This window comes from Desulfolutivibrio sulfodismutans DSM 3696, from assembly GCF_013376455.1.
Lineage (GTDB): Bacteria > Desulfobacterota > Desulfovibrionia > Desulfovibrionales > Desulfovibrionaceae > Desulfolutivibrio > Desulfolutivibrio sulfodismutans.
Window position 1 is genome coordinate 4,128,039 of the sequence record NZ_CP045504.1, and the last position, 20,933, is coordinate 4,148,971.

Genomic DNA, 20,933 nt, shown 5'->3' on the forward strand with positions numbered 1-20,933 from the left:
TCGCCCCTGCAGGAGGAGGCCAGGCATGGGCCATACGGAGGCGGACGGCATGTCCGACGCAGCAGCGGGCATCACCCTGGTCAATCTGGAATTCAATTCCTCGTGCAACCTGCGCTGCCGCCACTGCTCCCTGGATCATCGCAAGAAACGGCGCATCATGGAACCGGCCACGCTTTCCCGGGTCATGGGGCTTCTGGCTGCCGGGCAGTTGCCGAATCTTCGCCGCCTGGACCTGCATAACGGGGGCGAGACGCTGTTGCATCCCGACCTGCCGGGCATGCTGGCGATCATCGCCGCGTTCCGGCAGCGGCTTGGGGCCGGGGCCGTGGTGGGGCTTTTGACCAACGCCATGTTGCTAACCCCTGAGATATCGCGGCACATCCTCGCCAGCCGGGCCGTGGATCAGTTGCGGGTGAGCCTGGACGGCGGCAGCCCGGAACGCTTCGAGCATATGCGGCGGGGGGCGAAATGGGACACGGTGGCCAAAAACGTGGCCGCGTTCATGCGCCTGAACGCAAAACACGGCCACCCGGTGCGCACCGAGGCCATCTGCGTCATGCCTCCGCAGCTTCTCCCGGATGGACCGTTCGCGCCGCAGTTCGTGGCCCTGGCCCAGACCTTCGACAAGGTCAGCCTGCGCCCGCCCCACAACTGGGACGGCAGCCGGGAACTCGGCATCGACGACGCCAGCTACCGGGCCACGGCCGCCAGTCGGTCGGGCGAGGCCTGTTTTCTCTTGTCGCGCAATCTGGTGGTGCTGCCGGACGGGTCGGTGACGGTGTGCTGCAACGATTTGAACGCCCGGGGGGTCTTTGGCTCCATACTGACGGAGGATTTCCGAGCCCTGGCGGGGCATCCGGCGCGGCAGGACTGGCTTGGGCTCTTCCGGGAGGGCCGCCAGGGCGAGATCGAACTGTGCCGGAACTGTTCGGGTTTTTTTGCTCCTCCGGGACGCGGGGAAGAGGCGTAAGGGCCGGGCGGCAGACCGTTGGGTATGGCGCTGGCGCAGGGCTTGTGTCTGGCGTCTGCTGGCCGCAACATCGCCATGGGTGGCTGGCGAATTTCGCATATTTTTCGGGATATATAAAATTGCATCGGAACATCGCCGCATGCTCAAGTAAAAATGATTTTATCGGCAATTTTAGGATGGTTGTGGATGCGGAAGATCCGCAACGCCGAAATGAAAACCAGGCGATGGAGTATTCCGAAATAAGGCTTGCACATCCTTTTCATTTCTGATCTATCAGGTGGACGATTGAGTCTTTCTGTTCGCGAGATGTTCTTCTTTTTCAAAGACTATTATTTTCAAGAAAATTTTTCGTTCCCGTGATCTGCAGGACGTCTGTGAAGGCTGTGCCTGACATCCCGGCGGCATGCCCTTGGCCGAGAACCCTCATCCAAACCAGAGAGGAATGGATATGGACGCTTCCCGACGACTCCAGACGGTATGCGCAGTCCTGGCCCTGTGCCTGTGCTGCGGCGTCGCCGCAGCACAGGCCGCCGCAGGCCGCACCGTGGGCTTTTTCCCCCCGGGGGACATCGCCTATCAGGCCTTTTATCAGCCCAAGGCGGTGTGGGTGGACTCCGTGGGCAACCTTTTCGTGGCCGACACGGGCAACAACCGGATCATGAAGTTCGACGCGAACGGGGCGTTTCTGACGTCCTTCGGCTCGGCCGGGACCGGCGACGGCCAATTCGACACCCCCTCGGGCCTTGCCCTGGATGCCGCAGACAACGTGTACGTGGCCGATACTGGCAATGACCGCCTCCAGAAGTTCACGTCCGCGGGGACGTTCGTGGCCGTGATCGGCTCGCCGGGGACGGGCAACGGGCAGCTTGACGCGCCCATGGGGCTGGCCCGGGACGGCCAGGGCCACATTGTGGTGGCGGACTCGGGCAACAACCGCTTTCAGCGGTTTTATTCCAGCGACGGCAGCTACGCGGGGAAATGGGGCTCGGCGGGCACGGGCGACAAGCAGTTCAACGCCCCCCGGGGCCTGGGCGTGCAGTTCCCCGGCGGGACGTATTACTACCATGTCGATACGGGCAACAACCGTATGCAAAAGATCACCTCGGGCGGGACGTTCATGACCAAATGGGGCACGACCGGCACGGGCGACGGCCAGTTCAACCAGCCCACGGAAACCCGGGTGGACGGCAGCGGCAACGTCTTCGTCTCGGACTCGGGCAATCACCGCATCCAGAGGTTCAACACGATCGGGACCTTCCTGGGCAAATGGGGAACCCAGGGGCTCGGCGCGGGACAGTTGTCCTCTCCCACGGGCATGGCCCTGGACGCCTCGGGATATCTGTACGTGGCCGACACGGGCAATAGCCGCATCCAGAAGTTCGACGCCTCCGGAACCGTGCAGGCCGTCTACGGAACCTGCGGCAACGACGACCTGCGCTTCAGCCAGCCGGGCCAGGCGGCCTTTCAGGCCTCGGGGCACATGCTGGTGGCGGACACCAAAAACGACCGGGTCAAGCGCTACGACGCGGCCGGGAATTTCGTCGAGGTCTGGGGGAGCGCGGGTTCGGGCGACGGCCAGCTCGACGGGCCCTCGGGGATGGCCGTGGCCCCTTCGGGGAAGGTCCATATCGTGGACACCAACAACCACCGGGTGCAGATCTTCGACGCCGCCGGGAACTACCTGTCCCAGTATGGCGGTTCGGGCAGCGCCGCAGGGAAGTTCTGGCTGCCCACGGGCATCGCCCTGGTCGGGGAAAACACCGTCTATGTCGCGGACAGCGGGAACAACCGCATGCAGAAGCTCGTCTTCGGATCGGGTTCTCCCACGGCCACGGCCTGGGGAAGCAACGGGAGCGGTCAGGGGAATTTCAACATGCCGCGCGATGTGGCCGTGGACGCCTCGGGAAACGTGTACGTGGCCGACCGGGGCAACGACCGCATCCAGAAGTTCACCGCCGACGGCGTGTTCCTGGCTGCCTTCGGCACGGAGGGGGCCGGGGAGGGCCAGTTGTCATCCCCGGCGGGCGTCGCGGTGGACAGGGAAGGCAGGCTGGTGGTCGCGGACCAGGGCAACCACCGCATCCAGCGGTTCACCACGGCGGGTGGGTTCGTGGATGCCTACGGGTCGCTCGGCAGCGGCGACGGGCAGTTCAACGTGCCGACCTACGTGGGCGTGGACGCCGCCGGGGTTCTGTACGTGAGCGAGGCCCGCAACAACCGGGTGCAGTTGGTGTCGTTTGCGTCGGGGGCTGGCCCAGCCACGAATATGTTGTTGCTTTTGAACGAGTAGGAAAAAGGACGTCAGCCCCCGGGGGCGTGCCGGGCCACAGTCCTCGCCAACTGCCGGGCGACGGCCCGGGCTGGCGCGCCCTCGGTCCCCACAAGCTTGAGCGGCAGGCAGACCAGTTCCACGAGCCCGGGCGAAAGCCCGGACAGATCGAGTCCCTCCAGGAGCCATATCCCGGCTTCGAGCAATATCCGGTGCGTGGCCGCGCCGTCGTCGTGAAACCCGCCCACGGACAGATAGTCCACCCCGACAAGCCGCACCTTTTTTTCGGCCAGATACCGCGCCGCGTCCGCGGCGACATACGTGAAATCCTCGGCGAATGGGCCGGGTCCGGCCAGCCGCGCGGAATTGGCGGTCTGAAACAGCAGCCGCTCGCCGCGCCGGATGTCGTGCCGCGTAAGCTCGGCGGCGGTGACGGCCACCGGGTCTTCGATGCCGATGACCCGGGCCTCGCCTATCCCTGTCTCAATCGGCATGGCCGTCATGTCCGGCCCTCCCGGGAGGTAATGCGACGGCGCGTCCAGATGGGTCCCGGCGTGCACGCACATGGAAAGCCGGGTCACGGTGCAGGCGTCGCCTTTGGCCAAATCCTGCACGAGGTCGAACTGCGTGGCCGGGTCGCCGGGCCACACGGCCATGCCCGGATGCACGGGGCGGGAAATATCGATCCAGGGGGCGGGCATGGGGCCTCCGTTTCGTGCGCATTGGGACGTTCGGAACAGGCAGGGAACAGGACGGACTCCAGACGGCATGGCGGCCGCTGTTTCGTGCGCGTTGGGACGGCCCGGGGCCGCCCGGACAATGATAGTCCGCCGGGTGGTGAAAACACAACCTGCCCCACGCGAGGCCTGCCGCCGTCTGCCTGCCTCTGCACACGGTCGGGCCGCCCCGGCCCGCATGGTCGACGCTGAAAAGTTTAAAAAATAGCGGGTTAACTCGTGTCTTGACAAATATTGCTATAGCAACAATAAGCAGCGTATGAATATGCCGCGCCAGGCGGACCCAGTCGCCAGACGGCGACGCCGAAAGGGCCGCCTGCCCGGCGCGGGGTCGCGCCGCGGGGAGCGGGCAAGGAGCCGGATGATGTCTACGTTTCTGGAAACATGCCGCATGCGGCTTCAGGGGGTGTCCATGCTGGCCGCCTCCTGCTGGGTGGGAGGGACGATGGCCTTGTGGCTTTTGGCCACGGGAGAGGCCGATCCGGTAGTCGGGTCGGCGGGCGTCGGGGTTGCGTACGGCGTCAATCGGGTCGTCGGCTCGGCGAGAATGGCGGCGATGGTGGTCCTGGGGGCCGCAGGCTGCCTGATAACGGGCCTTCTGTATGGCCTTTTTTCGCTCTGGGGGTGTTGTTTACACGGCTGGCTGCATTTCAGGGGCAGGCATCGCCAGGCAGCAATCCGACACGCCTGAAGCAGCGGCGCGTAGCTTTTGTTTCCCACGGATGCGGCACGGCTGTCGGCCACGGATTTTTCCCGGACCCGCGCGGCCAACAACGTCGTACTCTTTGCGGGATTTGCGGATGCGGATCGGGCGCGCCGTCTTTCCGGCCTGGATCGCATGATCGCCACGCCCGGAAGACCCCCAGAAAGGAGCAGGAGCATGTACAAGCTGTCGGCGACGGGACTGAAATGGCTCAAGGGGCTGCATCTTCTGGCCGTGGCCTGCTGGGTGGGCGGCGGCGTTGCCCTGTGCCTGTTGTCCATGGGCAAGGATGGCTTGGGCGAGGGGGCGTTTGGCGGCGGGGCGCTCTATGGCGTCAACCGGGCCATCCATGTGGTGGACATGGGGGTGGTGGTGGCCATGGGGGCCATGAGCTGCCTGGCCACGGGGCTCGTTTACGGCCTCTTCACCCGCTGGGGGTTTTTCGAGCAGGGCTGGATGATCTTCAAGTGGATCGTGACCGTGGGGTGCATCCTTTTCGGCACCTTCTACCTGGGCGAATGGGAGGTGGCCGTGATGGACATGTCCCGGGACATGGGCCTGGCCGCCCTGGCCGACGCCGGATACCAGCGTTTGGAGCGGCTGTACGCGGTCTTCGGGCGCATCCAGGTGGGGCTTTTGGTCGTGACGCTTTTCGTATCGGTCTTCAAGCCCTGGCGCGGCAAAAAGACCCTTTCCTAGCCGCCGGGGCTTCTCCCGGGCAGCCCCTGTGGGCCTAGGCCGCGCCGTCCGCCCGGGCCAGGGCCGCGTTGGCCTCGTCGGTTCTTCCCTGGGCGGCCAACGCCCGGGATAACACGCCCCAGAACTCCTTGCGCTCCGGGCGAAGGGCCACGCTTTGCCGGGCCATGGCCTCGGCGATGGCCGGGTCTTCGCCGCCGTCCAGGTACAGGCGGGCCATGAGGCTTAAGGAAAAGGCGTCCTTGGGGTCATGCACCAGGGCCTGATGCAGATATTCCCGGGCCGTCTCGGGCTCCTTGCGCTTGACGGCCAGCCGGGCCATGTGGCGCATGCCCACCCCGGGCTGGAGGCCCTCGGCCCGTTTGTAATATTTCAGGGCGTCGGCGAACCGTTTGCCTTCCTCGGCCATACGGCCCAGGCGAAGCAGGCTGAACACATCGTCGGGGTTGCGTTTCAGGCAACGCTGGAAGGCCTTGCGGGCCAGGGCGTTTTCCCCCAGGCGGCGGCACAGGCAGCCGTAGTTGTACAGCGCCATGGCGTTTTTGGGGTCGTGGGCGATGACCCGCTCGAATTCCGCCTTGGCCTGGGGCAGGCTGCACAGCTTGGCCAGGCAGATGCCCAGGGAATTGCGGGCCAGGGTGTTGGCCTCGTCGGCCAGAAGGGCCAGCTTGTATTCCTCCATGGCCGCATAGATGTCGCCCAGGGCGAAGAGCCGGTCGGCGCTGATGGTCAGGGAGATGGAGTCGAACACGGCGATGCGCGGCGGCGTGGGCAGAAGCAGGGCGTGGTCCAGGGCCTTGCGGCAGTTTTCCATGGCGTCGGCCTTGGAAAACGTCAAAAACGGATATCCGGCCACCCCGGCGGCCATCTCGATGCCCAGCCGCTCCCGGACCTTGAGCAGGGCGTCGGACAACGGCTCCATGACCTCGGCCGGTTCGCGTCCGGGCAGGTAGAACACCAGCCGGGTGGTGCTGTAGCGGCCGCCCTCGGCCCCGGGACCGAAAAGCCCCTTGATGACGGCGGCCACCTCCCGGATGTCGGATTCCACATGGCGGCCGGGCCGCGAGACCTCGTCCGGAGGGGCGTCGGGCAAAAGGGCCAGGACCAGGCAGAAGCGCGGCACGCCTTCGCGCGCGGCGCTCAGGAAACGCGGGAAATCCCGGTGGCCGAAAAGTCCGCTGATGGCCTCCTTGCGCGGCGGCCGGGCGGCGTCATTGCCCGGGGCGCATGGATCGTCGGCCGAGGCCGCGTCCGGGGCCAGGATGAGGCGGTCGCCGGGGTCGATGGTCCAGGAAGGGTCGCTGGTGTGCAGGATCTCGGCGAAGGCCATGTCCTCGCGCACGTCCATAAGGGCCAGCTCGCCCTTGATCATGGTCGGATAGCGGCCAAGCAGGCGGCGGTCGTCGGATTTTTTGATCTCGGCCGTTTTTTCGTAGCGCGGCGACCACACCAGAAAACGCTGGCCGCCCTCGGCGTCCACGGACTTGCCCAGGCTCACGGTCACCCGGCCAAGGGGCAGCGTCTCCAGGACCATGCCGCCCTCGGCCAGAACCCGGGAAAAGGGCATGGTCTGGTCCCGGCCCAGGTCTTTGGCTGCGGACAGGGCCTTTTTGGCCTTTTTGAGCATGATCCGGGCCTGCTCGGCCACCGGGGCCACGAACTGCCCGCCGCGCACGTCCTGGGGGTAGTTGGCGAACCCGGCGCTGGCCGTCAGGGTGATGGTCTCGCCCGTGACGCCGTATTCCAGGCGCAGGCGTTTGACGGCGGCGCGCACGGCCTCGGCCGTTTCCCTGGTCCTGGCCGGGGTGGCCCCGGGCAGAAACAGGGCGAACACGTCGTCGCCGATGCGCGCCGCAAGGCCTCCCTGGGGGCATTCCCGGCCGATGTCCCGGCCGAGGCGGGCCAGCACCGACTCGGCGAACACGAAGCCGTACCGCTGGCTCACCCAGCTGAAAAAGTCGATGTCCGCCAGGATGAGCCCGAAGCAGCCGCGCACGCCGGTCAGGTTGGGGTCGAAATAGCTGGCCGAACCGGGCAGGATGCGGTCCTGCACCAGGTCGATCTCCCGCTCCATGGCCGCCGTCAGCCCCGGCAGGGTGAAAAGGCCCGTGATCTGGTCGGTCACGGCCGCCTTGTACAGGCGGATCTGCTCCAGGCACATGGCCGCCGCCGCCGGAAGCGCGGCCAGTTGGGTGCGCGGGGCGGCCATGCGCACCCCCTTGGCCACAAAAATTCCCAAAAGCTCACCCTCGGCGGCCAGGGGCAGAAGCACCCGGCCCTCCTCGGGCAGATGCGCGGCCTGGTCGAGGTCCGGCCCGAAGGATGCAGCCGTTTCCGCAGACAGGGATTGCGGGAAATAGAGGCTGTAGGTCTTAAACGGCAAAAACGGGGACAGGGCGTCTTTGAGAAAATGTTCGAAGGTGATGAGGTCTTGGCGGGCGAGTTTCGTCCGGTCCAGGTCGAGAAGTTCCCATTGCCTGCGCATGTTCCCGACCCTAGCCCCGAAACCGCTGAAAAACAAGCGGGAAGGGGATTTTCGCGCCCGCCGGGGAGGGAGGGTAGGGCAAGGGGATGTTGCCGCCTGCGGGGGAAACGGATAGAACGCGGCTGTGCCGGTCTACGACTACACGGCCATCGATGCCCAGGGCAAGGCGCGCCGGGGCATCGTCAGCGCCGACAGCCGCCAGGAGGCCCAGCGGAAACTGCGCGCCGGGGGGCTGTATCCCACCGGTCTGCGCGAGGGCGCATCCGCCGGTTCGGAGTCCGAAGCGACTCGCGACGGCGAGCGTCCCGCTTCCCTGGCCCTTTTTCGCCGCCGGGTGTCCGGGGAGGACATGTCCGTGGCCATGCGCCAGCTCTCGGGTCTGCTTGGGGCGGGGTTTCCGCTGCTTCGGGCCCTGGAGCTCATGCGCGGCCAGACGACCTCCAAGGCCCTTTTCCGGGTGCTCTCCCAGGTCTGCGAACGCATCAAGGAAGGGTCGAGCCTGTCGGCGGCCATGCTGGAGGAGCCCGGGGCCTTCACCCCGGCCCAGGCCGGGATGGTCCGGGCGGCCGAGGCCTCGGGGGCCCTGGACACGGTCATGTCCGGCATGGCCGATCTCATGGAGCAGCAGCAGGCCCTGCGGCGCAAGATCATGGCCTCCCTGGCCTACCCGGGGCTGATGCTGGTCGTCGGGGTGGGCGTGGTGGGGTTTCTCATGGCCTACGTCATCCCCAACGTGGCCCGCATCTTCACCGACTTGAAACACGATCTGCCCCAGGCCACGGTGATCCTCATGGCCGTAAGCTCCTTCATCGAATCCTACTGGCCCCTGCTTCTGATCGGGGCGGCCCTTTGCTGGTTCGGCCTGTGGCGGTCCTGGCGTTCCCCCCGGGGACGCCCGGTGTGCGAGACCGCCCTGTTCCGTTTCCCCGTGTTGGGGAGCATCATGTCGGGCTACGCCATGGTCCGCTTCGCCCGGACGCTTGGGTCCGTGCTGGAAAACGGCCTGCCCATCATCCGGGCCCTGGACGTGGTGGCCAAGGCCACGGGCAGCGTTTTGGTGGAGCGCGATCTGGTCGACGTGCGCCGGGAGGTGGGCGAGGGCATGAGCCTGGCCGCCGCCCTTGGCGGCAAACCGCGATTTCCCGGGCTCCTGGTCCAGATGGCCGCCGCCGGGGAGCAAAGCGGGGCCCTTGACCGCATGCTCAAAAAGGCGGCGGACATCATGGAGGACGGGGTCAAAAGCCGTCTGGCCATGGCTTCGGCCCTGTTCGAGCCGCTCTTGATTCTGGCCTTGGGGATGGTGGTCGGCTTCATCGTGGTGGCCGTTCTGCTCCCCATATTTGAAATAAGCAGCCTCATCGGATAAACCGGAAGCAAACACGGAGCGACACGACATGCGCCACATCCTCCCCCATAGCCGCCTTGCCGCCCTCGGGCAGGCAGGCATGACGCTTATCGAGATCATGGTGGTCATCGTGATTTTGGGCATCCTGGCCGGTCTGGTGATTCCCCGGATCATGGACCAGCCGGACAAGGCCAAGGTGGTCAAGGCCAAGATGCAGATCGAGAGTCTGTCCACGGCGCTCAAGCAATACAAGATCGACAACGGCGTCTACCCGACCACGGAACAGGGCCTGGAGGCTCTGGTGCAAAAGCCCACCATCGGCAAGATCCCCAAGAATTTCCCCGCAGGCGGCTACATCCAAAAGACCCCTTCCGATCCCTGGGACAACGCCTACATCTACACCAGCCCCGGCGACCACGGCGATTTCGACATCGTCTCGCGCGGCGCCGATGGCGAGGAAGGCGGTGAAAAGGCCGATGCCGACATCAAGAGCTGGGAGCTTGAATAACCCCCCGGCCCCGGGCTTCACCCTGGCCGAAACCCTGGTGGTGCTTTTGATCATGAGCGCCATGGCCGCCATGGTCCTGCCGGGGATCGCGCCCCTTCTGGGCGGCGAGGACTTTCGAACCGCCGCCGGGCGGTTGTCCGAGGCCTTTGCCCGGGCCAGACTCGATGCGGTCATCGACGGCACGCGCCGCCGGGTGGTGCTCGATCTGGACGAAGGACGCTTCTGGGTGGATCATGTGCCCCGGACAGCGTCCGGGGTCGATGTCCCGGATACCACTGCGGACGCCCAGGATGCCTCCCGGCGCGACCCCTCCCTGCCCGATCCCGTGAAGCGCGCCCTGCCTGACGATCTCCGCCTGATCGAGGTGTCGGTATTCGGCGGCGATCCGGTGACCACCGGCCGGGTGTCCGTGCGGGTGCTGCCCCTGGGGCTTTCCGAACCGTGTTCCCTGGTCCTGGCGGATAAAAGCGAGACCGAACGGCGGCTGGACGTCCCGGCCACGGGGGCGCCCTCCTGGCGGGACGCCACGGGCGATGCGACGGTTGAGCGGGCCGCGCCATGACGTCGGCCCGCGTCCTGGCCCATGTGCGTCCTGGCCTGCCGGACAGCCCGGCCCGAACCGGTTTCACCCTGCTGGAGACCATGGTGGCCGTGGTGGTCCTGGCCACGGCCATGGTGGCGGTGCTCTCCGTGTGCCTCAACATCCAAAACGCCCGCCTGCGGGCCGTGCGCGCCCAGGCCGCCGCCCTGACCCTTCGCGACCGGCTGGCCGACATGACGGCCTTCGGGGTCAACCGCCTGGAATCGCGTCAGGGCGTCCAGGAGACGGCGGGCGGCGACTGGCGCTGGAGCGTGGACGTGGCCGACTCGGCGCTTCCGGGCCTGAGTCTGGTCACGGTCACGGTGGCCCCGGACACCTCGGGCGAGGCCGACGAAAAGCCCGAGCCCCGGTTGCGCGTGACCAGCCTGTCGGGGCGGCGATGAGGCGGGAGGCGCAGACGGCCCCGGCCGGATTCACGCTTTTCGAGGTGCTCACCGCCCTGGCCATCCTGGCCGGGGCCTTCGTGGGCATTTTCGCCGTGTTCCGGGTGGCCTCGGACGTGGCCGTCAACACCAGGGAACAGGGCGCGGCCCGGGAGACGGCCCGGGTGGTCCGGGTGCTTCTGGCCAGGGATCTGGATTCGGTCTTCCACCCGGCCGTGGCCGACCGCGCCGGGCGCTCGGGATTCCGATTTCTCGTGCCCAGCCCCTCGGGCGGCGATTCCCGGACCAGCGACGGGGATCAGGTGGTCGTGGACATGATCACCCTGGCCCGGCTCGACTTCGACCGCGACGAGCCAACGGCGGGGCTGACCCGGGTGCGCTATCTGCTGCGGCCCTCGGATGACGGCGAAACGCGGTTTACGCTGGTCCGGGCCGAACTGGCGGACCCGCATCTTCTTCCTTCGACCCTGTCTGATCCGCCCTGGCGCGAGGTGACTTTGGCCCGGAACGTGGCGGCATTTTCCCTGGCCCCCCTGGATGAACGTCGGGCCGAACGCGACAGCTGGGACAGCCGGACGCGCGAAAGCCAGGGCAACGAGGCCCTGCCCCGTATGCTTGTGGCCACCTACCGGCCGGTGCGCGAGGCCACGGACACCTCGCCCACGGATGGCGACGGCCCGGCCGGTTCCTTCACGACCCGGCTGGCCCTGCCCATTGGCGGCGTCTCCCCCCAGGGGGTGCAATGAACCGGCCCGCTAGGCGCCCCGGGCAGGCCGGGGCGGCGCTTCTTCTGGTGCTCATCCTGGTGGCCGCCCTGTCCCTGGCCCTGGCCGGGGCCCTGCCCCTGGCCCGGCTGGAGATGGCCGGGGAGAGCACCGAGGCGGCGGCGGTCACGGCCCGGGCCCGGGTCGATTCCGGGCTGCTTCTGGCCGCGTCGCTTTTGTCCCGCGACGCGACGATCAACCAATTCGATCATCCGGGCGAGGCCTGGTCCGCCTTTTTCGCAAGCGACGCCGAAAGGGCCAGGATCATGGCCGAGGGGCAGGTCACGGACAGCGCGGTGGCCGGGCTTTTTGCCGATGGCGCGCTTTCGGGCACGGTGACGGACGAATCCGGGAAGATTCCGGTCAACGCCCTGATCATCGGCGGCTCGTCTCCCTATGTCCGGATTCTGCGCGATCTGTTGCTCGGCCCGACCTTCAAACTGACCGAGGTCGAGGCCAACCGGGTGGTGCTGGCCATCCTGGACTGGGTGGACGTCGACAGCCAGCCCGCAGACTCCGCAACCCTGGGCAGCGACTTCCGCTCAGGGTACAGCGGCGCCGAGGCCCCGTACTATACCGCCCTGGGCCGGGACCACCTGCCGCCCAACGCCACCATGCTGTCTTTGGGGGAACTGTTGCGGGTGCGCGGGGTGACCCCCGCGATCTACGACGGCACGGCCGGTCGTCCGGGGCTCAAGGATCTGCTCACGGTCCACGGCAAGGGGACGACGGGCATCAACGTGAACACCGCTCCCGAGCCGGTGCTGGCGGCCCTGGCCTGGAAAAACGGCGAATCCGCGGCCCTGGCCTTCGCCCGGGACGTGGTCGAGTTCCGGGCGCAGCCCGGCAACTTCGCCGCCCTGCAGAATCCTGAATGGGTGCGCACCACCCTTTCGGCCCATGCCAACCTGGTGTTGGCCGGAGTTTCGCTCACGTCCCGAGGGACGTATTATTGCGCCGATCTCACAGGCGTGTCGGGTTCCTCCAAGGCCCGGCTCCTGGCCTGGCTCAGGCGGGACGATGACGGCAAAATCGTGGTGGTCGCCCGCCGGGCGTGGTAGACGTTGCCCCGGGGGAACGCCCCCCGGCGGCGTCGGACGTGGCCTGACGGCAAGAAGGAAAGGCGGGAATGCGCATAGCGGGAATCGACGTGTCGGGAAGCGAGATTCGGCTCGTGGTCCTGACGCGCACCCTTTTTCGAACCCGGTTCGAGGGCATGGCCCGGGCCGTGGTTTCTCCCGAAGCCACCCCGGCCGCAAAGGGCCGCGCGGCGCGCGATCTGCTTTTGTCCCAAGGGTTTGGCGGCGCTGCGGCGATCCTTGGCATGGACTCGGAAGCGGCCATGGTGCGCCGGGTGGTTTTTCCCTTCAGTTCTCCGGGAAAAATTGCCAAGGTGCTGCGGCTGGAGCTTGAATCCGTCATGCCCGGCCCCCTCGCGGGGCAGGCATTGTCCTGCGTCAGGGCCGGAAGCGACGGCCCGCAGCCGTCCGGGATTTTCGGCCTGTCTGGCCGATCCGGACGGCACGCCTATCAGGCCGCCGCCATTCCCATGGGCGTGGTTGAGCGGCATCGGGAGGGATTTTCGGCCCTGGACCCGGAGGTGTTGGACCTGGATCTGACCGGTCTGTGTTGGGCGGCCCTGGCCACCCAACACGCCCTGGCCGCGCCGTCCCCGGCCGGACAGGGCCTTGCGGCGATCCTTGGCGGCCTCGTCGCCCGGCCGCCGGACGCGGCATCCCGGCACCCGGTTCTGGCCGTGGACGTGGAGCCCGGCCGGGCGCTTCTGGCCTTGTGCGCCACGGGGCAACCCCGGCGGGTGCGCCAGGCCTCCCTGGCCGGAATGGACCCGGGCGGCGAGGCGTGGTTTGCGGAGTTGTGTCGGCAGATCGTCTTGACCCTGGCGGCCGAGACGGGGTTTGGCCCGGCCGATATCCTGCTTTTCGGGACGCTGGCCGATGCCGGACTGGCCGAACGGCTGGCGGCGCGGCTGGAGGAGCGGCCTGGGTTTGGCCTGTGCCGCGAGGTGCGCTGCCCGGCGGACCTGGGAAGCCTTCTTTTTCCCGGCCAGGACAAGGCCCGGGAACTCACTGTGGACATGGCCGTGGCCTGCGGCCTGGCGCTTCGCGGCGTCGGGGCGGGGGGGCTCAATTTTCTGGACGACGACCCGTCCGGGAGCTCCCTGGTGCGCGAGGCCCTGGGGCTTTCGGGGCAACCCGGGCATCTTCGGCGGGCCGTGCTCCTCGGGGCCGGGCTGGGGATGGCGATACTGGCCTACGGGGCGGACGCCTCAGTCGACATCCAACTCAAAAAGGCCTGGCTGGCCCGTCTGGAGGGGGAGTTGGCCACCCTCGTGGCCCAGGCCGCCCCGGGCACGCGCAAGGGCATGGAGCCCGGCCAGTATGTCAGCGTGCTGCGGGACCGGCTCCGGGAGATGGAGGCGGCTTGGCCCGCCAGGCTGCGTTCCGGGGTGGGCGGCGGACTGACCCAGCTTTTGCGCACGGTCTCCCGGGCCATTCCCGAGGGATCGCCGGTGGTGGTGGGGGAATTCACCGTGGACGGGCGGCGGGTGCGCATGACGGCCACGGCCGACGCCTATGAGACCGTGGAGTCGGTACGCGCCAAGCTTTTGGAATCGGGCGGTTTTTCCGCTGTCGAGATCAAGGGGGCGACCTCCAAGGCGGGGGGCGGCGGGGTGGAGTTTGAACTGGAGATGACCGCCAGCGGCGCAAAGGACGGCCTGTGAGCGAATCCGTGCGCCGAATGGCCCTTTTTGCCGTGGCCGGCCTTCTGGCCCTTTTGGCCCTGGACAGTTGGGTGCTGTCCCCTGTGGCCGAGACCCGGCACAAACTCGCCACGCGCATCGAGCGGGCCGAAAAGGCCCTGGCCGAGGCCGGGGCCCTGGAAAAGCGCCGCCAGGAGGTGGCCGCCCGGTTAAGCGAGGTCGCCGGGGCCAGCGGGGACGTGAACCTGTTCGCCCTGCTCCAGACCATGGCCAGGGAGGCCGGGGTGTCCGGGCAAATCGAATACATGCGGCCGTCCAGCCGGGAGGCGGGGTCGGGGATGCGCGAGGAGATCGTGGACATGCGGCTGCGGCGCGTGGCCCTGGGGGACATGGCCGCTTTTCTGGGCCGCATCGAGGCGGCCCCGGAGGCCCTGTCCGTGCGCAAGCTGTCGTTTCGGGCCGATCCCGCCGAGGGCCTTAATGCCGATGTGTCCATTTCCGTGCCCGTGGGCCGGGAACAGGCCGCAACCGACAAGCCGTCGTCCCCTGGTCCGGGGCCGAACCGGGACACGCCCCGGGAGGCCGCCCCATGAGCGTGTCCGCCTTGGTGGCGCGGGTGCGGCGTCTGGCCGGGAGAAGCGCCCCGGAAGGCGACTCCGTGGACCGCGCCGCGTCCATCCCGACCCCTGCGCCGACCCCTGCGCCGCCCTCCGGCCAGCCTGGCGCGCCGCGTCCGTCCCTGGCCGTCCGGGTGGCGTTCGCCGCCATCCTGGCGGTTTTCACCCTGTCCCTGTCCCTTTTTATGCTGGCCGCCAGGTTTCCGGACGAGCGGCTGCGCCTGTGGGCGGAACGCACCCTGTCGCCGGGACACGGCCTGAACCTCTCCGTGCGCGAGGCCCGGGCCACGCTGTTTCCTCCGGGGGCCGTTTTGAGCGGGCTGCGGCTTCGCCTGGAGGGCGCAGCGGACCCCCTGGCGGACATGCCCGAGGCGCGCCTGGGGCTGTCCCTTTGGGCGGTCTGCCTGGGCCGCCTGGAGGTGTCGGCCGAGGGCCGGACGCTGGGCGGCGAGCTGACCGTCGAAGCGGCCTCGGACGACATCTTCGGGGGCGGCTGGCGCGAGGTGGTCATAACGGCCAGCGGCCTTGATTTTGGCCGGTCGCCGGGGTTGCCCTGGCTCGTGAACCGTCATGCAGGCGGGCGGCTTTCGGGGGAGTTGCGCCTTGTGCCGGGAAAAACCGTGTCCGGGAAGGCCGGGGTCTTGCTGGAGGACGCCTTCCTTGAGGTCGAGGGGGAGATGCTGCGGGCCGTGCGCGTCGAACTGGGGCGGATGGCCATACGGGCCGAATACAAAGACGGCGGGCTGGATGTTTCGGAATGCTCCGTGGCCTCGGACATGCTGCGGGGCGGCCTGACGGGGCGGATCGATTCGCCCGGGCCGGGCGGGGACATTCGGGCCAGCCGACTGGCGCTTGCGGGAACCCTGACCGACGAGGTCCAGGCCGAGGTCACTTCCCCCCGGCCTGCCGGGCTGCGGCTAACGGGGACCGTTTCCGCGCCGGTTCTGACCTGGGAGGCCGGGGCGGATTCGGGCAAGGCAGGGCAGAGCCCTCCCACGCCGCCTGCCCCGCCCGGCAAGCCGTAACCGTCAGGGACAGGTTCCCTGGCGGCGGCATTCCTCGATGGATTGGCATGAGCCCAGTTCGCAGGCCCGGACCAGATCGTCGCATCCGGCCGCGTCTTCCAGGCGCAGGCGCATAAGCCCCAGGTTCTTCCATCCCTTGACGAATTTCGGATCGACGGCCACCGCCCGGCGGTAGTCGTCCACGGCCTCCTTGTTGCGTCCCAGGCGGCCCAGGGCGATGGCCCTGTTGAAATAGATCTCCTTGTCTTCGGCCACGGCCAGGGCCCGGGAAAAATCCGCCACGGCCTCGGCGTCCTCGCCCCGCATGAGCCGGATGTAGCCCCGGTTGTTCAGGGAATTGGCGTCGTTTGGACGCATGGTCACCAGATAATCGTAGATGGGCAGGGCCTTTTCGTATTCCAAGCGGGCCTGGAGCACGGCGGCCTTGTTGAACAGCGGTTCGAAGGGGGCGTCGCCCATGAGGGAGGCGGCCCGGTCGAAATGCGTCAGGGCGTTGTCGGTTTCGTCCAGGGAAAAATAGACCAGCCCCAGATTGTTTTCGGCCTGGGCGAAATCGGGCTTGAGCGCCAGGGTGATCTCGAAGTCGGCCGCGGCCTCGCGGTATTTTTCCAGCCGGGCCTTGGCCAGTCCCCGGTTGTAATACCCGGCCGTATGGGTCTTGTCCTGGGACAAGAGAACGTTGAGGGTCTTGATGGAGTCCGCGTAGCGGCCCAGCTTGTACAGAACCACGGCCCGGCCCAGAAGGGCCTTGGCGGATTTCGGGTCTTTGGCCAGGGCCCGGTCGTAGAGGGGCAGTGCCTCCGGATAGCGTTTTTCGGCATAGAGCTGCCCGGCGATGGCCATGTCGTTTGCAGCTCCCGGGTCCGTCTTGGACGCGCCGTGGGCGCCGCACCCAGATAAAAGGGCCGCGACGATCCATACCGTCGCCGCAAAAACGGCGAAGGCGGGCAGGGCGCGGGGACGGGCAATGGGCATGAGGGCTCCCGGTAAAAGTCGGTTCATGCGGCCTGTGATCCGATGAATTGGGAAATCTAAAGCATTGCGGCCCGGCGGGCAACCATGGCGGTCGGCCCGGGGGCGGTCGGCCCGGGGGCGGCGGCCCATCGGCCCCGGCGACGAGAGGGTCAGGGCGGCGGGGGCGTTGCCCGGCCGAGCCGGAAGATGCCGTAGGTGGCCAGAAGGTTGGGAAAAAGGGTGGCCACCCGGCCGGTTTCCTGGTGGTGCGGGGTGCGTATGGCCGTCTCGTGCAGGATGGCGAACCCCGAGGCCTTGCAAAAGCGCCGGAAGTCCTTGAGGGCGATGACCCGGATGTTGGGGGTGTCGTACCACTGGTAGGGAAGCTCCCGGGAGACCGGGGCTTTGCCCTTGAAAAAAAGCTGGGCGCGCACGCCATAGTGGGCGAAGTTGGGGAAGCTGACGATGCCGCGTTTTCCCACCCGCAGCATCTCCCGGATGAGCCGGGCCGGATCGTAGACCTGTTGCAGGGTCTGGCTCAGGATCACGTCGTCGAAGGCCTGGTCCGGATAATCGCGCACCTCTTCGTTGATGTCGCCATGCACCATGGACAGCCCGCGGGTGAGTCCCTCGGCCACCTTGGCCTCGTCGATCTCGATGCCCGAGCCGCGGATGCCCTTTTCCCGGATGAGGTGGGAGAGCAGATCCCCCGCGCCGCAGCCCAGGTCCAGCACCTTGGCGCCAGGCTCGATCCAGGAGGCGATGATTTGCAGGTCGTAGCGCATCCGGTCAGCCCCCTGCCTTCGCTTCGCCCGTATCGGGCGTATCGGGCGTCTCGGCTCGGGCGGTCTGCCGCATGCGGTCCAGAAAACGCTCGATGATGGCCGAAAGGCGCGGATTGCGCAGCAAGAAGGCGTCGTGGCCCCAGTCGGCTTTTATCTCCACGAAGCTCACGTCCAGGCCGTTTTTCTTCATGGCCTGGACCATGGCCTTGGACTGGTAGGTCGGATAGAGCCAGTCCGAGGTAAAAGACACCACCAGATAGGCGCACCTCGCCTTGGCGAAGGCCGAGACGGCCGAGCCGCCGCCGTGGGCGTTTTCCAGGTTGAAATAGTCGGCGGCCTTGGTCACGTACAGGAAGGAATTGGCGTCGAAGCGGTCCACGAATTTTTTGCCCTGGTGGCGCAGATAGCTTTCCACCTGGAAATCCGCCTCGAAGTTGAACGAGATGTCGCAGCGGTCCTGCAGCCTGCGGTCGAACTTGGCCCGCATGGCCTCGTCGGAGAGATAGGTGATGTGTCCGATCATGCGGGCCACGGCCAGCCCCGTGTCCGGCTTTTCCGGGTGGGCGTAATAGTCGCCGCCGCGCCAGTTCGGATCGGCCATGATGGCTTGGCGGGCCACCTCGTTGAAGGCGATGGCCAGGGCCGAATGCTTGGTGGTGGAGGCCAACGACACGGCCCCGCGCACCATGTCCGGATAGCGCACGGACCATTCCAGAACCTGCATGCCGCCCATGGAGCCGCCCACCACGGCCAGAAGCCTGGTGATGCCCAGATGGTCCACCAGGGCCTTTTGGGCCGCGACCATATCGCCGATGGTCACCACGGGAAATTCCAGGCCGTAGGGCGCGCCCGTGGCCGGATTGATCGAGCCTGGTCCTGTGGAGCCCATGCAGCCGCCGAGCACGTTGGCGCAGATGACGAACACGGCGCCAGTGTCGATGCCCTTGCCCGGGCCGATCATGCTGTCCCACCAGCCGGGCTTGGGGTCGGAGGCGTCGTAGTATCCGGCGGCGTGGGAGTCGCCGGTTAAGGCGTGCAGCACCAGCACGGCGTTGTCTTTTCGCGGGGAAAGCGCGCCGTAGGTCTCGTAGGCCAGGGTCACCGGGCCGATGGACAGGCCGGATTCCACGGTCAGGGGATGGGGCGGGGCGGCGAAGGTGAAGAACTTTTTCTCCACCAGCCCCACGGAGCCTCCCGGGGCAGTCTGATCGACGTATTCGCTCACGGTGCGCGCCACTCCTTGACCGGCATGGGATTTCATAACGCCGAAGCAGGGACTTGTCATCCGGGGTCCGGGGATGCCCCGGGGTATGTATCGGGGGATGTCCGTGAGGATGTCCGTGAGGATGTGGGGGAGATGGCCCCGCGTGTAGGGGGGGGCCGGGTGCGGGGTAGGCCTGAACAGAGGGCGGCGCGGGCCCGCGTTCCCGCCGCGCCGGGCAGAAACAGGGGCTTTGCCCTTTGGGGCGCATGGGATATAGGGGCCTTGCCCCGTGCGGAACCATCCGCTGCGGGGCCACGGAGGATAGTGTGAACATAACGAGATGCGGCGGCCTCGCCGCCATATGCGCTTTGTTTTTCTGCCTTGGGCTGGCCGGGGCCGCCCTGGCCGCCGACCCCGGGAAAAAGCCCGACGGATTCCGGGGGATCGCCTGGGGAACCGAGGCGTCGTCGTTAAAGGACATGACCCTGGTTGAGACCGACGGGGAGTTTACGGATTACGACCGCAAAGGGGACAAGAAGGATCTGGGCGGCATGCCCGTGGCCATGGTCACCTACGGATTTTACAAGGGTAAATTCTACCATGCGGCCATCGCCTACGAAGGGACCACGGGGTTTGACGCCGTGCAGGAGCACCTGGCGGCCAAATACGGGCCGCCCGACGCCGTGGCCGAGCGTACCGACGACGCGGGCCGGGCCTATGTGCTGGCGGCCTGGAACTGGCCGGGCTACGCCTATATCGGACACCGCCGCTACAAGGACGGCAGCGCCGGACGGGTGTTTTATTTCTACAGCCCCCTGGTGGAGGCCTCCAAGGCGGCGGCGGCCTCGTCCGTGGCCACGGCGGCCATGGACCCCCAGGCCCCGGGCGCGGGCAAGGCCCCGGCTACCCAGGCGAAACCCCGGCCGGGCAGCGACGAAAAGCCGGGAAAGCCCGAACCCGTCGCCAGGCCTTCGTCTCCCGCCCCGGCCGCCCCGGCCGTTCAGGACGAAGCCGCGCCATCCCTGGCCGACAAGGCCAGCACCCGGCCCGCGCCGACGATTCCGGCCGAGCCCGGCCAGGGGAGAACCCACGTGGTCGAAAAGGGCGACATGCTTTCGGCCCTGGCCAAGCGCTACGGCGTGCCCAGAAACGACATCCTGGCCGCCAACCCGGGGATCAATCCCACCAATCTCAAGCTTGGGCAGACATTGATCATCCCGGCCGGGGGCAAGGCCCCGGCGGTTTCCGAGCCCCAGGCCGCCGTGACGACCTCTGCCGCCGCCCCAGAGGCGCACGCTCCCCCGGTCCCGGAGGCGAAACCGGCCCAGAAGCCCCATCCTCCCATGGAAACGGCGGCCGCTCCCGAGACGGCCCCAGCGTCCGTGTCCGGCGAGGAAGCCAGGCCGGTCCAAAAGGCCCCGTCCGAGGCCGTGAAGACGCCTGCGACGGAGAAAAAGGCCGCGCCAGGAACCCATATCATCGTCCAGGGCGACATGATCTCGGGCCTGGCCAAGCGGTACGGGGTCACGGAAAAGGACATCCTCAAGGCCAACCCGGGCCTCAAAGCCAGCAACCTCAAGCTGGGTGCGGTCGTCAGGCTGCCCCACGGCGCAACCCTGGGAGCCGCCGAGCCGCACGGCGCCGCTGAAGTGGCGGCGTCCGCGCCCGAGCCGAAAACGGAACCCCGAACCGAGCCGAAGCCCGAACCCAGGACCGAGCCGAAGCTCGAATCCAAGCCCGAGGCCAAAGCCGAGGGGAATGCCGAACCCTCTCCCGGGCCAAAGGCCGAGGCCGCCCCCGAGATGGCCGCCCCCCCGGCGAAACCCGGGCCGAAAGCCGATTCCACGGCGCAGGCCGGGGTGGAAACCAAACCCGAGCCCACGCCGCAACCCGCCCCTGAGGCCACGCCCCGGGTCGCCGGGCCGGAACCCGGGACCGCGCCGAAGGCCGAGACCCGGCAGGCCGCCCCCAATGACGGACAGAAGGCCCAGGCGGCCAGGCCCCGGGAGCATGTGCTGGAATTCGACGACACCGTGTCCGGGCTGGCCAAACGCTACGGGGTCACGGAAAAGGCCATCCTCAAGGCCAACCCGGGGCTCGATTCCCGCAAGCTGAAGCCTGGGCGGAAAATCAAGATCCCTTAAGCGATGGTCCTGCCGTCCTGT

19 protein-coding genes are annotated in these 20,933 nt (G+C 67.6%); 13 read left to right on the forward strand and 6 right to left on the reverse strand.

The features are described from left to right. Window positions 1-25 precede the first annotated feature (25 nt). Both GD606_RS18780 and GD606_RS18785 read left to right on the forward strand, forming a co-directional pair. Window positions 26-970, forward strand: a complete 945-nt coding sequence (locus GD606_RS18780) for a radical SAM/SPASM domain-containing protein (protein WP_163303516.1) — start codon at window positions 26-28, stop codon at window positions 968-970. A 448-nt stretch (window positions 971-1,418) separates the two neighbouring features. Then, window positions 1,419-3,260: an NHL repeat-containing protein gene (locus tag GD606_RS18785; protein ID WP_163303515.1), complete on the forward strand. Its 1,842-nt coding sequence runs from the start codon at window positions 1,419-1,421 to the stop codon at window positions 3,258-3,260. An 11-nt stretch (window positions 3,261-3,271) separates the two neighbouring features. Here the strand turns inward: GD606_RS18785 and GD606_RS18790 are convergent, their stop codons facing one another. Beyond that, window positions 3,272-3,940, reverse strand: coding sequence for a cyclase family protein (locus GD606_RS18790; RefSeq protein WP_163303514.1), 669 nt, complete (start codon window positions 3,938-3,940; stop codon window positions 3,272-3,274). 435 nt (window positions 3,941-4,375) lie between these two features. Next, a complete protein-coding gene (locus GD606_RS20825) occupies window positions 4,376-4,501 on the reverse strand; it encodes a hypothetical protein (RefSeq protein WP_281362016.1) in 126 nt (41 codons plus the stop codon). Between the two features lie 355 nt (window positions 4,502-4,856). On the opposite strand from GD606_RS20825, the gene GD606_RS18795 reads away from it, so the two are divergent. Further along, window positions 4,857-5,378: a hypothetical protein gene (locus tag GD606_RS18795; RefSeq protein ID WP_163303513.1), complete on the forward strand. Its 522-nt coding sequence runs from the start codon at window positions 4,857-4,859 to the stop codon at window positions 5,376-5,378. A 34-nt stretch (window positions 5,379-5,412) separates the two neighbouring features. On the opposite strand, the gene GD606_RS18800 is transcribed toward GD606_RS18795, so the two are convergent. Further along, window positions 5,413-7,860: a tetratricopeptide repeat-containing diguanylate cyclase gene (locus tag GD606_RS18800; protein ID WP_163303512.1), complete on the reverse strand. Its 2,448-nt coding sequence runs from the start codon at window positions 7,858-7,860 to the stop codon at window positions 5,413-5,415. Between the two features lie 124 nt (window positions 7,861-7,984). Between GD606_RS18800 and GD606_RS18805 the strand changes: the two genes are divergently transcribed. The 9 genes from GD606_RS18805 to GD606_RS18845 all read left to right on the forward strand — a co-directional run bounded on the left by GD606_RS18805 (window position 7,985) and on the right by GD606_RS18845 (window position 15,825). After that, window positions 7,985-9,226 carry a type II secretion system F family protein gene (locus GD606_RS18805; protein WP_163303612.1) on the forward strand — a complete coding sequence of 414 codons (1,242 nt, stop codon included), beginning with the start codon at window positions 7,985-7,987 and terminating at the stop codon, window positions 9,224-9,226. A 28-nt stretch (window positions 9,227-9,254) separates the two neighbouring features. After that, the gene (gene gspG, locus GD606_RS18810; protein ID WP_163303611.1) at window positions 9,255-9,713 is read left to right on the forward strand and encodes a type II secretion system major pseudopilin GspG; all 459 of its coding nucleotides are present in this window, start codon (window positions 9,255-9,257) and stop codon (window positions 9,711-9,713) included. Then, window positions 9,706-10,275: a pilus assembly FimT family protein gene (locus tag GD606_RS18815; protein ID WP_163303610.1), complete on the forward strand. Its 570-nt coding sequence runs from the start codon at window positions 9,706-9,708 to the stop codon at window positions 10,273-10,275. The genes gspG and GD606_RS18815 overlap by 8 nt, the downstream gene beginning before the upstream one ends. Continuing rightward, on the forward strand, window positions 10,272-10,697 hold the full coding sequence (gene gspI, locus GD606_RS18820; protein WP_163303609.1) for a type II secretion system minor pseudopilin GspI: 426 nt from the start codon (window positions 10,272-10,274) through the stop codon (window positions 10,695-10,697). The genes GD606_RS18815 and gspI overlap by 4 nt, the downstream gene beginning before the upstream one ends. Next, a complete protein-coding gene (locus tag GD606_RS18825) occupies window positions 10,694-11,443 on the forward strand; it encodes a PulJ/GspJ family protein (RefSeq protein ID WP_163303608.1) in 750 nt (249 codons plus the stop codon). Before gspI ends, GD606_RS18825 begins: the two co-directional genes overlap by 4 nt. Then, window positions 11,440-12,522, forward strand: coding sequence for a type II secretion system minor pseudopilin (locus GD606_RS18830; protein ID WP_163303607.1), 1,083 nt, complete (start codon window positions 11,440-11,442; stop codon window positions 12,520-12,522). Before GD606_RS18825 ends, GD606_RS18830 begins: the two co-directional genes overlap by 4 nt. A 68-nt stretch (window positions 12,523-12,590) precedes the next feature. Continuing rightward, window positions 12,591-14,204 (forward strand): PilN domain-containing protein, encoded by a 1,614-nt coding sequence (locus GD606_RS18835; protein WP_163303606.1) that lies wholly within the window; start codon window positions 12,591-12,593, stop codon window positions 14,202-14,204. Beyond that, on the forward strand, window positions 14,201-14,776 hold the full coding sequence (locus GD606_RS18840; protein WP_163303605.1) for a hypothetical protein: 576 nt from the start codon (window positions 14,201-14,203) through the stop codon (window positions 14,774-14,776). Before GD606_RS18835 ends, GD606_RS18840 begins: the two co-directional genes overlap by 4 nt. Beyond that, the gene (locus GD606_RS18845; RefSeq protein WP_163303604.1) at window positions 14,773-15,825 is read left to right on the forward strand and encodes a hypothetical protein; all 1,053 of its coding nucleotides are present in this window, start codon (window positions 14,773-14,775) and stop codon (window positions 15,823-15,825) included. Before GD606_RS18840 ends, GD606_RS18845 begins: the two co-directional genes overlap by 4 nt. Before the next feature lie 3 nt (window positions 15,826-15,828). Here the strand turns inward: GD606_RS18845 and GD606_RS18850 are convergent, their stop codons facing one another. The 3 genes from GD606_RS18850 to metX all read right to left on the reverse strand — a co-directional run bounded on the left by GD606_RS18850 (window position 15,829) and on the right by metX (window position 18,789). Continuing rightward, window positions 15,829-16,800 carry a tetratricopeptide repeat protein gene (locus GD606_RS18850; protein WP_163303603.1) on the reverse strand — a complete coding sequence of 324 codons (972 nt, stop codon included), beginning with the start codon at window positions 16,798-16,800 and terminating at the stop codon, window positions 15,829-15,831. A gap of 149 nt (window positions 16,801-16,949) precedes the next feature. After that, complete coding sequence (metW, locus tag GD606_RS18855; protein WP_163303602.1) at window positions 16,950-17,564, reverse strand: methionine biosynthesis protein MetW; 615 nt, start codon at window positions 17,562-17,564, stop codon at window positions 16,950-16,952. 4 nt (window positions 17,565-17,568) lie between these two features. After that, complete coding sequence (metX, locus tag GD606_RS18860; protein WP_163303601.1) at window positions 17,569-18,789, reverse strand: homoserine O-acetyltransferase MetX; 1,221 nt, start codon at window positions 18,787-18,789, stop codon at window positions 17,569-17,571. Between the two features lie 305 nt (window positions 18,790-19,094). On the opposite strand from metX, the gene GD606_RS18865 reads away from it, so the two are divergent. Then, window positions 19,095-20,912, forward strand: a complete 1,818-nt coding sequence (locus tag GD606_RS18865; protein WP_163303804.1) for a LysM peptidoglycan-binding domain-containing protein — start codon at window positions 19,095-19,097, stop codon at window positions 20,910-20,912. The last annotated feature ends 21 nt before the right edge of the window (window positions 20,913-20,933 follow it).